This window comes from Streptococcus sp. SV2, assembly GCF_030440175.1.
In the GTDB taxonomy this organism is placed as follows: domain Bacteria; phylum Bacillota; class Bacilli; order Lactobacillales; family Streptococcaceae; genus Streptococcus; species Streptococcus raffinosi.
This window is the reverse complement of the sequence record NZ_JAQFJQ010000011.1, coordinates 15,032-28,802: the sequence shown is the minus strand read 5'-3', so window position 1 is coordinate 28,802 and position 13,771 is coordinate 15,032. Positions and strand designations below refer to the sequence as shown.

Here is a 13,771-nt window from a genome sequence, read left to right as displayed (position 1 = left end):
TTTTTGCTTGTCTATAACTGATTTGCCCCATCATTTGCCCCATATTTTTTTATGAGCAATCTTTCCAGACATCTTTGATTTGATTAAATTCCTCAAAAATTTTCTCCTCTAAAGTGTGTCCATATACTTCTACTAACATTGAAATATCTCTATGCCCTAGAATTTTTGCAATAACCCCAAGGTCAAATCCTTTGTGCCAGAGGTAACTTCCATAGGTATGACGTGCTCCTTTTGTCGTGATAATTGGATAAATATCTAATTCATTTAAAAGAACACTCAAAGCTTTATTGACACTAGCAATATCTGGTACCATATGAATATATCCATAATGCTGAAAAATCATTTTATACCTGTTCTTGATACCTAGCTCTTTATTAGCCTTCTCTTGTTCAATTTTTAGGACTTGTAATATCTTAATACATTCTTCGTCTATCGGTACCATACGAATAGACGTTTTGTTTTTTGGAGGGACAAATTTATGAGAAAGGGTATTAAACCTTCTATATGTTTTTAACAGTCCTCTGTCAAAGTCAACTTCATTCCAAGTTAACGCTATTAACTCTCCAAACCTCATCCCTGTTTTTAATAGAAAATAGACGATATAAGGAACAATTGATCGTTGGTAATCAAATTTTCTCTTTACTGCTAAAAGTAAATCCAGATAGTCCTTTTCTGTATGCAAATATTTCTCTTCGGTCATCTGTTGTTCTTTGGATGAAAATAACTCGACATGTTGTGTAAAATCATCTATTAGAACTTTGTCGGCAATTGCCATTTGGATGCTCTGATGGATTCCAGTATTCAATCTACCAAGAAAATTTCTACCAACTGTTTGCCCATACTTATTCATTATTCTTTGGTATTCACTCGCACGAATTTGAGTGACTTTTTTATTTCCAAATAATCTTTCAATTGTGTTTTTACGGAGAAGATATTTTTTCTTTGTCTCTTCCGACCTGCTACTCGGTAGAATTTTTAGTTCAAGCCATTCTTGATATAGATCTACAAGAGAAATATCTCTAGAAATTCTTTTCCCTAAACGAAGTTCTTGCAGAATCGGTTCAGCTTCTGACTCTGCAAGCTTTTTTGTTTTAAAACCGCTATTATGAGCAACAGTCTTTCCTTCGTTACGAATTTCATAGGTCCATAAGTTGCTATCTCCTCGCTTTCGATAACGAACACTTGCCATATTACGCCACCTCTGTTCCTAGAATCTCATTTACAACACTTTTTGGAACAACCATCAAACGTTTGCGATTATAAAATGTATAGCCTCGTGATACAAGTAATTCTCTTGCCTGATGAATGATATCATTCGCTGTATGAGGGCGATAGCCCATTTCAATTAATTCTTTGTTACTAATTAAATTATTGTCCATAGTTATCCTCCTTATTTATTTTCTAAATTCAGAAACTCACCTACAAGTAGTTGTAATTCTGTATTTAATTTAGGGAGATTCTGTATTAATACTTCTTTTAATTCTTCCGCAAATTGGTTCGTTTCTTCTCTCAATAGTTTGCGGACTCTTGTTTTTTTCTTTTTGATGCTGTCTGATTTTAAATTTGGAAAAGCCAATGATAACAGTTCAGGATTGTTGAGAAAGATAATTGTAAATGCTCTTTGCTCTACTCGAATATGTTCTAGCTTATAAAATCCGAAATTATCAAGTCGATTCATAATATCTTGGACCATCTCCTCACCAATCGCTTTGGTTCTGAGTTGGAACTCCAGTCTCCACCAAAACGGATTTACAGCCAAATCTAGCTTCTCTTCGCGCTTGTGAGCAATGATTTCTTTATTCTTATCATATAACCTAACTTGTACATTACTACCGTTAGAACCCCAATATTTCGTCTCTAATTCGCCCCCTCGACCATAGAAGACCTTATGGGTAACACCACCTTTAATATGTTGCAAATTAACGATATCAGGCCTGTTGAAAATGTCAAATGCTAAATCAAAACGAGACAAACGTACCATCAATGAATTCAATCTGGCAAAATACATTAATTGCCTCCATACTTTCATTCCATCAAATTCTTTTAAAGTATTAGGATTGAAATCAATTCGAATTAATTGTTCACCTCCATAAGTGGATAATTGAAAAAATATAATATTGATCGAATCATACTCATTAAAAACTTTAGCTAAAGTAAAGACATCATCTCGAACATTATCATATATTTCAAATGAGTCAACTTTTGTACTTATTGCCTGTTTCAGATTTTTGAAAATTCGTCTTAGGGAACCAGTGTCTGTATCCCAGATAACCGTTAATCTATCAATACTGACATCTAACCTCTGTACTAATTCTCCTATTTCACATCGTTCTTGAATGCTTCTTAAATCTTGTATAGAAACCAACAAAATTGTCCTCCCTTCTTTTAGATTTTTTAGGTCTCAGAAACACTGTCAAATCAACGTTTGCTCGTTCCGTCGTTCTTTGGACGTTGTCCTAAGTGTCCCTTTTTGCTGGCTGTTAGAATAGCCAGCTTTTGCTTGGCTAGAAATTGTCTGGACGGCAGTCTTCGGGACTTCGCCTGACTTCCCGTCAGGCTCGTCCTTTGCCCTTGTCCACACAATTTCTAGCACCAAGGCTTCGAATAGTCATAAGTCATAGTCTCGTCCTCAACTTCCTCCTCACTCACTATTCCTAAACTTATGAACTATTTTGTATCATTTATAACTTATTTACAAGTTATAAATATATTTTATAAAAATTATTTTGGGTAGTCAACTAAAAACTTGATTTGTAAGTTTATAGGTGATAGAATAAGTTAAAAATAAAACACAGGAGTTTATCATGACCTTTATTATTCAAAATTTTGGACCCAATTTGGCACGACTACGCATAGAAAAAGGAGTAAGTCAAACTCAACTTGCAGAAGATTTAGGAATCGGTAAACAGTCCGTCTCTGACTACGAAAAACAAAAAAGCTATCCTACCTTTGCAAATTTAGATAAGATAGCAGAATATTTTGATGCAACTCCAACCCAACTATTTGGAACTAGTAAAGAGATTGAATTAGAAAAGAGTGTTCTTGAATCGAATGAATACTCTGATAAAGTAAGTGAAATTTTAAAAGCTGTCAAATACATCGAACATTTCCTACATACTGATGGACAGCACTTAGAGGATTTACTTTATCTAACAAAAGGCAACCAACTATACACAGAAGATGGAGATGAGTTGTATATTGATCCAACTTCTCAGAAAAGAACATTTCATACTCAATATGAACCTGGTTTTATTGTAGCAAGAGAAAAATCTCCACTAGAACTCTTGATTGAAAATAAGGAATTGTTTGATAAATAGAAAAAAGCGAGGATAACCTCGCTTCAGATTGAAGTTAAAATCTTTAGAAGACACTTTTATAAGGACTTTGTCTTCAATCTGTGAAAAGGAGTGAAAACTCCTTTTCTTTTTTTAAGTCAGACTGAAACTTCCAAATTGTTTATTTATTTTATTGATGTTTCCTATCAAAAGAGATACAATACTTTTGTAATCAAACTATACTATATAGGGGGTATTGAAATGAAATTTTCTAATCGTTTACTGCTATTCCTTGCAGGAGTTGTTTTTGTCCTTTTAGGACTTTTCCTATTTACAAACCCAGTAGCTAATCTTGTTGCTTACAGCTGGTGGATTGCATTTGGTTTACTGGTTTCTTCTATAGCAGCTATTTTAGGCTATTTCTCTGCACCAAAAGAGCTTCGCTCACCTGTTTATCTTTTCCAAGGGTTTGTTAGTCTTCTCTTAGCTCTTTACCTCGTTGCTTATGGCTTTGTGACTCTGCCGGTCGTCATTCCGACCATTGTAGGAATTTGGTTAATTGTAGAAGCCATTATTGCTTTCTTTAAAGGCAATCGTCTAGGATTGATTTTCCCTATTATTGGTAGCAATATCACGTGGGTAGCCTTGCTTGCATTTTTACTAGGTCTAGTGATTCTGTTCAATCCAGTGGCTACAGGTGTCTTTGTCGTTTATGTCATTGCCTTTGCATTTTTAGTTACTGGCTTCACCTACATTATTGAGGCCTTTCGTAAATAGTCTAGTTGCTATTTCTATCGCATTCAAAAAAGCTGGGAAATCATATTCTCAGCTTTTTCGTCTCTTTAATTATCACTTTTTCGCATTCCATTCTGCGTAGAATTGCTCCAAGTATTCTTCCAAAAAGTGATGGCATAGTGCTCTAGCATTCGATAAGTTGCAATAAAAACCGGTCGAGAACGGGGCATCGACTCAATCATACCGAAAATAAAAGAGCGAATGTTATCTGCAAAAAGAAAGCTTAGATTCTTTGCGATTTCAACAAAAAAAGCACTGTTTGTACTGACCCCAAAAAGTTAGACAAGTAATTTAAGTGAAGGATTTAGTTCTGTATTTCACAGGACTAATGTAAGTGGCTCATTTGGACTATCCTCCTGTTTTGTTTTGTCACTTACAGTATAGTCTTTTTAGGCTTTTCTTGTATTTTGAGTTTAACTAATGCATGTTCTTAAAATTTCCTAAGTCTACCAACAGCTCTATCCAAATCTTTTTTTAATCAAAATTTTAAAGTTGTCTAATTTATAGAATATAAGTTTTGTAATAAAACCTCAATCTCTTTGTAAAATATTGTATATTACATAAAAGATTATTGTATGCTATAATTCACCTTGTGTAGCAGTATTTTGTACTACTAAATATAGGAGATTTTATTCTATCTCTATAAAGTAATAAAGGAGTGTAAGCCCATGGAAAATGTTGTTGTCTCAATTTTTGATATTGAAAGTGAAGCCTTTCAGGCCTTTTCAGAATTAAAACAGTTTGGTCAAACTGAAAATACAAAATTAGCTCAGGCTTCAATTGTAAAAGCTGAAAATGGTGTTGTTAACGTCAAAGATAGCTTTGATTTGATGGATTCCCTAGGAGATGATTATTTCGAAGGCGGATTAATTGGTAGTTTAATCGGAATTTTAGGTGGACCACTAGGTGTTCTCTTTGGTTTTGCTGCTGGTGGAGCAATTGGCGCCTCCGTTGGTTCAGACAAAGAATTGGCCAATTCGGTATTAATTACAACCGTTAGTAATAAGTTGACAAATGGCGAAGTAGCTATTATTGCACTTGTACAAGAAAATGATGAATCTGTTTTAAATTCTATTTTTGAAAAGTATCAGGTTCACATTGCTAGGTGGGATGTCGCTACTGTTGCGGCAGAAATAGAGTCAGCTCTCAAAATTCAAGAAGATTTAGAGCATCAAGCTAAAGCTCGCTTAATTGCGGATAAAAAAGAAGCTCGTCGTGAAAAATTTGATAAATTGAAAGCTAATATTAAAGAGAAATTTTCGAAAAAAAATTAACAGACTGAAGAGACTGAGGTAATTAGGAATCGGTAAACAGTCCATCTCTGATTACGAAAAACAAAAAAGCTATCCTACCTTTGCAAATTTGGATAAGATAGCAGAATATTTTAATGCAACTCCAACCCAACTCTTTGGAACGAGTAAAGAGATTGAGTTAGAAAAGAGTGTTCTTGAATCTAATGAATACTCTGATAAAGTAAGTGAAATCTTAAAAGCTGTCAAATACATCGAGCATTTCCTACATACTGATGGACAGTACTTAGAGGATTTACTTTACCTAACAAGAGGCAACCAACTATACACAGAAGATGGAAAAGAGTTGTATATTGATCCAACTTCTCAGAAAAGAACACTTCATACCCAATATGAACCTGGTTTTATTGAAGCAAGAGATAAATCTCCACTAGAGCTCTTAATTGAAAATAAGGAGCTATTAGATTAAATAAAAAAAGCGAGGATATCCTCGCTTTTCTATTGTAAAATCTTATTCTTCATTATCAATCATCAAACACTCTGCCTGTGAGTTGGTACATGAGGTAAATGTGCTCCAAGGTTTTGACAATTCGCGTCACATGAAGTTATTTAAGCATCTCCTTTTCTCTCATTACCATTTTCTGTTATAATAATTTGTACTTCTAGAATAGAAAGGACTTAAGATGACAACTCTTATTAAGCATAAACGTGTAGAATTTTCAGAACTATTTTATGACCTAGTGTTTGTTTTTGCAATTTCAAAAGCAACTGCTTTAATTCACCCTCTTCATAGCGGTGTTGTGGCTTGGGATTCTTTACTTGATTTCTTCATCTCTGTCATGGTTATCATCAATTCCTGGATGATTCAAACCATTTATACCAATCGCTATGGAACAAACTCGTTATTTAACATGGTAATCATGTTTATCAACATGGGACTTATGCTCTTTATGTCCAATATGATTGGATACAATTGGCAACAATGGTTCTTTTATACCTGTTGGGCTGTTGGTACATTGACCCTTACCTTATTTTTTCAATATTTGGTTGAATTTTTTAGAAAATCAACCGATAATACTGATCGGGAAAGTATCAAAGGTTTTCTATGGTTAACAGGTCTAGGAAGTTTAGGAGTCTATCTGGCAGCTCTTTTTCCTATTTACGTTGGAGTCTATATCTTTATTGCTAGTATTCTGCTAACATTTATTGTGCCAATTTTCTTGATTACTAAAGATGAGCATTTCCAGGTAAATCTTCCCCATTTAATCGAGCGCGTCTCCCTTCTTGTGATTATTACGTTTGGAGAGATGGTTGTTGGGCTAGCTAGCTTCTTTACAGTCGAGAATTTCTCGATTTATTCGGTTCTCAATTTCGTTATCATGCTTTCCCTGTTCTTGTTTTATTTTGGCGAATTTGACCATGCTATTGATGAAGGATCTAGTCAAAAGGGATTATTTGTAATTTATAGTCACTATCCTATTTTCATCGGGCTTATGTTGATGACAGTTTCGATGGGTTATCTCCTGAATCCCGAGGCTAATCTTCTCGTTGCAATCAGCTTCTTTTATATCGGAATTGGCCTCTTCCAAGCTGCTGTCCTAGCAAATGGGCCCTATAACAAAAACTATCTTCGCTATCCGAGAAGTTACTACTGTGCTCAAGCGACACTCTATCTGGCTGCCTTGATTCTCTCTTTGCTTTTCGCTTCTAATCCTATAACAGTGTTGAGTATTGCAACCATTTTTACTCTAGCTATAGCCATTCATTTTATTTATTTTTATGTGACACAGAATAAAAAATATTCCAAATCTAACTGGGGGTTCTTTTAATGAGTTTATAACATAAAAAAGCTTTGGGAACCAAGGCTTTATATGATATCAATCACCGACCACGAAAATGTTTAGCTTACAGAACTGCTAGTGAAGCTCTAGAGGATGAGTTCGAGTAAATGTTGCACTTATTCTTGCAATTTATCATTTACTTGATGCACGAACTCGATATTTTTTCGTTAATTTGTTTTTGCCCCACTTTTGCCCCATTTTTAAATCCTGACATTGAAAATACCTAAAAGTATTTCCCTAAAATCAGCTATATTTCAACATTTTTGTTTATTTTCAATATGAAAAGTTCTTACAAATTCATGTAGGGGGCAGCTAAACAATAAGAAAAAGCCTTGAGATTAAGGCTTTTTTGTTTGTCTGAAGCGATTACTTTTCGGTAATGTCTCTGCAAGGTGTACACTTTATGCTATGATATTAGTTAAGGAATGAAATTGAAAAGGAGACAGGTGTTGAAAATAGCAATCATCGGCTATAGTGGTTCTGGAAAGTCGACTTTGGCTAGTTTTTTAGGTCAACATTACAATTGTGATGTACTCCATTTAGATAAAATTCATTTCACATCAAATTGGCAAGAGCGGACAATTGATGAAATGGCTAACGATATATCAAGATTCATGCTACAAAGTGATTGGATTATTGAAGGGAATTACTTGACCTGTCTTTATGAAGAACGCATGAGAGAGGCGGACTGTATTATATATTTCAGCTTTAACAGATTTAATTGTCTCTCTCGGGTTTTCAGGCGATATCTAAAATATAGGGGACATGCACGTCCCAGTATGGCAGAGGACTGTAATGAAAAATTTGACTTTGAGTTTATGAAATGGATTTTATTAGATGGTCGTTCAAATAAATATGTAAAGCAATATAAAGCAGTTATTAAAAAATATCCTGACAAAACAATTGTTATAAAGAATCAAAAGCAGTTGAATCATTATATGAAGCAGATTAATTAATTATTATAACGATTTCCTCATATAAATAGCTGGTAAGTCTATATAAGATGAAAGATTAAAAAGATATAGTAAATCACTAGTTGCAATCTTAGCTGTAACTGTCAGAATATTTTGTAAGAAACGCTTTCAACATTGAACAAAAGGACTTTTTTCTGCTATAATAAACTGTAACGCAAAACTTGTGGGTGAAATTCCCACCGTGAAGTTTTTCAAGAAAGGTGGGGACAGTCTCGTAAAGGTAGAGCTGTCCGTTATCAAAATAATATGACATCAGTAGTTGTTGTAGGTACCCAGTGGGGTGATGAAGGTAAAGGGAAAATAACAGATTTCCTAAGTCAAGATGCCGAAGTGATCGCACGCTATCAAGGTGGAGACAATGCAGGTCACACGATTGTTATCGATGGTAAGAAATTCAAATTGCACTTGATTCCGTCAGGTATTTTCTTCCCAGAAAAAATCTCTGTTATTGGGAATGGTGTAGTGGTCAATCCTAAATCACTTGTCAAAGAGTTGGAATATCTTCATGCGGAAGGTGTGTCAACAGACAGTCTTCGTGTTTCTGATCGTGCGCATGTTATCTTGCCATACCATATTAAACTTGATCAACTGCAAGAAGCTGCTAAGGGTGACAATAAGATTGGTACAACTAATAAAGGCATCGGTCCAGCTTATATGGATAAGGCTGCGCGTGTCGGTATTCGTATTGCAGACCTTTTGGACAAGGAAGTCTTTGCTGAACGTTTGAAGACAAACTTGGCTGAAAAAAATCGTCTCTTTACTAAGATGTATGGGTCTGAAGGACTGTCATTCGATGATATTTTTGAAGAATATTATGCTTACGGCCAACAAATTAAACAGTATGTCACGGATACATCTGTTATCTTGAATGATGCTCTTGACGCTGGCAAACGTGTTCTCTTTGAAGGAGCTCAAGGAGTTATGCTTGACATTGACCAGGGAACGTATCCATTTGTAACGTCATCAAACCCAGTTGCGGGGGGTGTTACAATTGGTTCTGGTGTTGGTCCATCTAAAATCAATAAAGTGGTTGGTGTATGTAAGGCCTATACGAGCCGTGTTGGTGACGGACCATTCCCAACTGAATTGTCTGATGAAGTGGGTGAACGCATCCGTGAAGTTGGTCATGAGTATGGAACAACAACTGGACGCCCACGTCGTGTGGGATGGTTTGACTCAGTCGTGATGCGTCATAGCCGTCGTGTATCAGGAATCACAAACCTTAGCTTGAACTGTATTGATGTTTTGTCAGGTCTTGATACGGTGAAAATTTGTGTAGCTTATGATCTTGATGGTAAGCGCATCGATTACTATCCAGCTAGTCTTGAACAATTGAAACGTTGTAAACCAATCTATGAAGAGTTACCAGGTTGGGAAGAAGACATCACAGGTTGCCGTAGTTTAGATGAGCTTCCTGAAAATGCCCGTAATTATGTTCGTCGTGTTGGTGAATTGGTAAGTGTACGTATTTCTACCTTTTCAGTAGGACCAGATCGTGAGCAAACTAATATTCTTGAAAGTGTCTGGTCAAATATTTAATAACACATTAAGGAAGAATCTAGAAAATAGGTTCTTTTTTTCTGAATCTTAAACCTAGTAAAGGCTGACAGAGGCCAGTAATTGTTAGGGAAAGTGCTTGCTAAATTTTCGACAGTAATAAGGAAGAAGTCTTTCTATTTGATTAGTTTTTCGGTATAATATGGGTTGATTAGATGAAAATGAGTGAGCATTTACTTTATTATTTCAAATGCGGACTCTCAATGTGGTAAAATAAGTAACTATATCTCTTAATATCTTTGACAAGAGGTGGATAATGAAGAAGATTGTATTTGTTTGTTTAGGCAACATTTGTCGTAGCCCTATGGCAGAATTTGTGATGAAAGCACTTAATCAAGAGGAAGCTTTGCAGATTGAGAGTCGTGCAACATCTTCATGGGAACATGGAAACCCAGTTCACCAGGGAACGCAAAAAATTTTAAGAAAATATGCGATTTCTTTTGATCCTTCTAAGAGATCACAGCAGATTAATCAGTTAGATTTTGAATCTTTTGATTTAATTTTAGGAATGGATGAGTCAAATGTTGATGATCTTTTACAATTATCTGCGGGACGTTATGATGATAAGATCAAGCTTTTTCGGTCTGGTGGAGTTCCGGACCCGTGGTATACAGGGGACTTTGAAGAAACATACAAATTGGTAATGGAAGGTTGCCAAGATTGGTTACAATGGATTAAGGATAGACAATGAATTTTAAACAATTAAAAGATTTTGATTTTAAAAATATTGATCTTAAAAATATTGAGATTGATCGTAATCAATTTGAACGTATCGCAGTAGGAGTTATTATTCTTTGCGCATTGTCCTTGTTTTTAGTGACTATAAAAACACAGCACTCTATCAAGGTTGATGGGACTAAAATTACCTATAAAGGTCAAATGCAAAACCACCGTTTAAATGGTCAAGGAACTCTGACTTATGATAATGGCGACACCTATACAGGTGAATTTAAGAATGGTTCCTTTAATGGTCAAGGAACATTCAAATCTCACGAGGGTTGGACCTATGTGGGGGAATTCAAATCTGGTCAAGCTGATGGTCAAGGTAAATTGACTACTGAAAATAAAGTTACCTACAAAGGAAAATTTAAACAGGGGATTTTTAAAGGATGAGAATTAACTGGTTTTCTTATATTCGTGTGACAGGACTTCTCTTAGTTCTTGTTTATCATTTCTTCCCAAGTGTTCTTCCTGGGGGGTTCATTGGTGTTGATGTCTTCTTTACTTTCTCGGGGTATCTGATTACAGCTCTTCTTATTGATGAAGTGTCTAGAACGCATCGTATTGATTATCTTGGTTTTATGCGACGTCGTTTTTACCGGATAGTACCACCGCTTGTATTGATGGTTCTTATCTGCACCCCCTTGGCACTCCTAGTTCGAAATGATTTCATAGCAGGTATTGGACGTCAAATCACCTCTGTTCTTGGTTTTGTGACTAACTATTATGAAATTTGGACCGGAGGAAATTATGAGAATCAGTTTAACCAGCATATTTATCTCCATACGTGGAGTCTGGCTATCGAGGTTCACTACTACATTCTCTGGGGAGCTTTGCTCTGGTTCTTAGCTAAGCGTGTCAAGCACCAAAATCAATTTAGAGGGCTAGTTTTCATAGTTTCGCTTACTTGTTTTGCGGTAAGCTTCTTATCAATGTTTATTAGTGCTTTCTTTGTTGATAGCTTTTCTCGTCTCTACTTCTCATCGATTACCCATGCTTATCCTTTCTTTTTAGGTTCGCTTTTTGCGACGCTTTCAGGTGTGCATGAGACGACTGCTAGGTTCAAGAAAAATATTCGCCTTTGGGATCTGAAAAAGACAGTCCTATATATGGTTGGAAGCTTTGCCCTATTATTATTGTTAGGATTAGTACTTCATTTTGAAGAGCGCCTTACCTATTTATTTGGCTTTGCTTTAGCTAGTTTGTTTACATCTGTCATGATTTATTCGGCGCGTATTCTTCATGAAAAGTTACCTGGGAAATCAGAGCCTGCTGTCATTAGTTATTTGGCAGAGATTAGTTATAGTGTTTATCTTTTCCACTGGCCACTTTATATTATCTTTAGTCAATTAACAAATAATCTTGTTGCTGTAATAGTGACCACTATTTTATCAATTGTCTTTGCAACACTTTCCTACTATATAATAGAGCCATTTATTGCAGGAAGAAAAGCGAATCTTTTTGGTATAGATTTGGATTTGTCTCCTTATCGCAATATTGTGTTTTATGTCTTTAGTGGGCTCACGTTGATTACGGTACTGATTTCGCTCTTTGCACCAGCTGTTGGGAACTTTGAAAAAGATTTACAAGCCAATGGTTTATCGCAAGCTCAGACTAAGATGAAATTAACGCGTGCTAATGCGGAACATAGTCAGGCTACTTCTTTTGGTGTTAATAAGGGAGTGACAATTCTAGGGGATTCTGTTGCGCTTAGGTCGAAGGATCAGATTGAATCGAAAATTGATAACGTCTATATGGATGCAGTTGTCAGCCGTAACTTATCAACAATCAATGATTTGCTTAAGAATTATGCAGATAGTAATGCACTTGCCAAGGATGTTGTTATTGCTGGTGGTGTTAATGAGATTGATGACTATAAAGGGGTTATTAATAAAATGATTAAAAATCTACCTAAAGGCCACCATATCATCTTTGTGACACCATATAATGGTAGTAAGTCTGGAAGTGAAGCTGCATCTTTGGTTCAGTTGCGTAAGTATGAATTGGAGATGGCTAAGAAATACGACTTTGTAACGGTTGCTGATTGGTACCAAGTGGCTAAGGACAATATTTCTATTTGGAATGGCACAGATGGTGTGCATTTTGGCTCCGATAGTGACTCTATTAACCGTGGTGCTAAATTATATACCAATACGATCAAAGAGGCCATTGCCCAAGCTGATAAGTCGCCAGTTAAAGGTGGTAAAAAATGATATAAAGAGAAGGCAGCATCTGTCTTCTTTTTTTTGATGACAAATTTTGACTGCGTTTTTTGTTTTGTGCTAAAATAAGCCTATGGCAAGAATATTAGATAATGATTTATTAGGAGATGAAGAGTATGTTGAGCGTACTCTTCGTCCTCAATATTTTAAGGAATACATTGGTCAAGACAAGGTTAAAGACCAATTAAAAATATTTATAGAAGCAGCAAAACTTCGTGATGAGGCCTTGGATCACACTCTTTTGTTTGGACCTCCAGGTTTAGGTAAGACAACTATGGCATTTGTCATTGCTAATGAGATGGGTGTTAATTTGAAGCAAACATCTGGACCTGCTATTGAAAAAGCTGGTGATTTGGTTGCTATACTCAATGACCTAGAGCCAGGAGATATCTTATTTATTGATGAGATTCATCGGATGCCAATGGCAGTTGAAGAAGTTCTTTATAGTGCCATGGAAGATTACTATATTGATATCATGATTGGTGCTGGTGAGACAAGTCGTAGTGTCCATCTTGAGTTACCTCCTTTCACCTTGGTCGGTGCAACTACACGAGCAGGTATGTTGTCAAATCCTTTGAGGGCTCGATTTGGGATTAATGGTCATATGGAATATTACGAGTTACCTGATTTGACAGAAATTGTAGAACGAACATCGGAAATTTTTGAAATGACCATAACACCAGAAGCCGCTTTGGAATTAGCTCGTCGTAGTAGAGGGACGCCACGTATTGCCAACCGTCTACTTAAGCGCGTGCGGGATTACGCACAAATTATGGGTAATGGTATCATTGATGATAAGATTGCGGATAAGGCATTGACGATGTTGGATGTGGATCGCGAAGGACTAGACTATGTTGACCAAAAAATTCTCCGAACTATGATTGAAATGTATGGGGGAGGACCCGTTGGCCTAGGTACTTTGTCAGTGAATATTGCTGAAGAGCGAGAGACGGTAGAAGATATGTATGAGCCCTACCTTATCCAGAAAGGTTTTATTATGCGTACACGAACAGGACGTGTCGCAACGGCTAAAGCCTATGAGCACATGGGATATGATTATAAGGAACAGAACAGTTAAGAATGCGACAATCCATCCAATCTAAAGGATGGATTTTTGATTTTGTAAAAAATAAGGAA

General features: G+C 36.0%; 15 protein-coding genes. 11 read left to right on the top strand and 4 right to left on the bottom strand.

Annotation, left to right across the window (positions count from 1 at the left end; genetic code table 11):
• Positions 1-49: 49 nt before the first annotated feature.
• Genes PCY14_RS07020 through PCY14_RS09885 form a run of 4 tightly spaced genes read right to left on the bottom strand, consistent with a single transcriptional unit; the run spans position 50 to position 2,596 of the window.
• Entirely contained in the window at positions 50-1,189 is a 1,140-nt protein-coding gene (locus PCY14_RS07020) for a site-specific integrase (RefSeq protein WP_003091984.1), read from the bottom strand.
• Between the two features lies 1 nt (position 1,190).
• Positions 1,191-1,379 carry a DUF3173 domain-containing protein gene (locus PCY14_RS07015; RefSeq protein WP_000369785.1) on the bottom strand — a complete coding sequence of 63 codons (189 nt, stop codon included), beginning with the start codon at positions 1,377-1,379 and terminating at the stop codon, positions 1,191-1,193.
• 11 nt (positions 1,380-1,390) lie between these two features.
• Entirely contained in the window at positions 1,391-2,368 is a 978-nt protein-coding gene (locus PCY14_RS07010; RefSeq protein WP_048788676.1) for a replication initiation protein, read from the bottom strand.
• Between the two features lie 45 nt (positions 2,369-2,413).
• A complete protein-coding gene (locus PCY14_RS09885) occupies positions 2,414-2,596 on the bottom strand; it encodes a hypothetical protein (protein ID WP_311043116.1) in 183 nt (60 codons plus the stop codon).
• 208 nt (positions 2,597-2,804) lie between these two features.
• Between PCY14_RS09885 and PCY14_RS07005 the strand changes: the two genes are divergently transcribed.
• From PCY14_RS07005 to ruvB, 11 genes are all read left to right on the top strand, one after another.
• Positions 2,805-3,317 (top strand): helix-turn-helix domain-containing protein, encoded by a 513-nt coding sequence (locus tag PCY14_RS07005; protein ID WP_070475379.1) that lies wholly within the window; start codon positions 2,805-2,807, stop codon positions 3,315-3,317.
• A gap of 219 nt (positions 3,318-3,536) precedes the next feature.
• On the top strand, positions 3,537-4,052 hold the full coding sequence (locus PCY14_RS07000) for a DUF308 domain-containing protein (protein WP_126430101.1): 516 nt from the start codon (positions 3,537-3,539) through the stop codon (positions 4,050-4,052).
• Between the two features lie 686 nt (positions 4,053-4,738).
• On the top strand, positions 4,739-5,344 hold the full coding sequence (locus tag PCY14_RS06995) for a DUF1269 domain-containing protein (RefSeq protein ID WP_002916827.1): 606 nt from the start codon (positions 4,739-4,741) through the stop codon (positions 5,342-5,344).
• A gap of 28 nt (positions 5,345-5,372) precedes the next feature.
• The gene (locus PCY14_RS06990) at positions 5,373-5,789 is read left to right on the top strand and encodes a helix-turn-helix domain-containing protein (protein ID WP_071788307.1); all 417 of its coding nucleotides are present in this window, start codon (positions 5,373-5,375) and stop codon (positions 5,787-5,789) included.
• Positions 5,790-6,003: 214 nt separating this feature from the next.
• Positions 6,004-7,149 (top strand): low temperature requirement protein A, encoded by a 1,146-nt coding sequence (locus PCY14_RS06985; RefSeq protein ID WP_301363322.1) that lies wholly within the window; start codon positions 6,004-6,006, stop codon positions 7,147-7,149.
• A 461-nt stretch (positions 7,150-7,610) separates the two neighbouring features.
• A complete protein-coding gene (locus PCY14_RS06980; protein ID WP_008536055.1) occupies positions 7,611-8,117 on the top strand; it encodes a DNA topology modulation protein in 507 nt (168 codons plus the stop codon).
• A 264-nt stretch (positions 8,118-8,381) separates the two neighbouring features.
• A complete protein-coding gene (locus PCY14_RS06975) occupies positions 8,382-9,674 on the top strand; it encodes an adenylosuccinate synthase (RefSeq protein WP_164376613.1) in 1,293 nt (430 codons plus the stop codon).
• A 274-nt stretch (positions 9,675-9,948) separates the two neighbouring features.
• Positions 9,949-10,383 (top strand): low molecular weight protein-tyrosine-phosphatase, encoded by a 435-nt coding sequence (locus PCY14_RS06970; protein ID WP_008536057.1) that lies wholly within the window; start codon positions 9,949-9,951, stop codon positions 10,381-10,383.
• Positions 10,380-10,805: a membrane protein gene (locus PCY14_RS06965; RefSeq protein ID WP_002887499.1), complete on the top strand. Its 426-nt coding sequence runs from the start codon at positions 10,380-10,382 to the stop codon at positions 10,803-10,805. The genes PCY14_RS06970 and PCY14_RS06965 overlap by 4 nt, the downstream gene beginning before the upstream one ends.
• On the top strand, positions 10,802-12,625 hold the full coding sequence (locus tag PCY14_RS06960) for an acyltransferase family protein (protein WP_021146606.1): 1,824 nt from the start codon (positions 10,802-10,804) through the stop codon (positions 12,623-12,625). Before PCY14_RS06965 ends, PCY14_RS06960 begins: the two co-directional genes overlap by 4 nt.
• Positions 12,626-12,707: 82 nt before the next feature.
• Positions 12,708-13,712: a Holliday junction branch migration DNA helicase RuvB gene (gene ruvB / locus PCY14_RS06955; protein WP_008536059.1), complete on the top strand. Its 1,005-nt coding sequence runs from the start codon at positions 12,708-12,710 to the stop codon at positions 13,710-13,712.
• The last annotated feature ends 59 nt before the right edge of the window (positions 13,713-13,771 follow it).

Coding starts and splice junctions, on each gene's coding strand:
- PCY14_RS06995 (WP_002916827.1), top strand. CDS start 4,739: ATGGAAAATGTTGTTGTCTCAATTTTTGATATTGAAAGTGAAGCCTTT.
- PCY14_RS07005 (WP_070475379.1), top strand. CDS start 2,805: ATGACCTTTATTATTCAAAATTTTGGACCCAATTTGGCACGACTACGC.
- PCY14_RS07020 (WP_003091984.1), bottom strand. CDS start 1,189: ATGGCAAGTGTTCGTTATCGAAAGCGAGGAGATAGCAACTTATGGACC.
- PCY14_RS06965 (WP_002887499.1), top strand. CDS start 10,380: ATGAATTTTAAACAATTAAAAGATTTTGATTTTAAAAATATTGATCTT.
- PCY14_RS06975 (WP_164376613.1), top strand. CDS start 8,382: ATGACATCAGTAGTTGTTGTAGGTACCCAGTGGGGTGATGAAGGTAAA.
- PCY14_RS06970 (WP_008536057.1), top strand. CDS start 9,949: ATGAAGAAGATTGTATTTGTTTGTTTAGGCAACATTTGTCGTAGCCCT.
- ruvB (WP_008536059.1), top strand. CDS start 12,708: ATGGCAAGAATATTAGATAATGATTTATTAGGAGATGAAGAGTATGTT.
- PCY14_RS06985 (WP_301363322.1), top strand. CDS start 6,004: ATGACAACTCTTATTAAGCATAAACGTGTAGAATTTTCAGAACTATTT.
- PCY14_RS07015 (WP_000369785.1), bottom strand. CDS start 1,379: ATGGACAATAATTTAATTAGTAACAAAGAATTAATTGAAATGGGCTAT.
- PCY14_RS07000 (WP_126430101.1), top strand. CDS start 3,537: ATGAAATTTTCTAATCGTTTACTGCTATTCCTTGCAGGAGTTGTTTTT.
- PCY14_RS06960 (WP_021146606.1), top strand. CDS start 10,802: ATGAGAATTAACTGGTTTTCTTATATTCGTGTGACAGGACTTCTCTTA.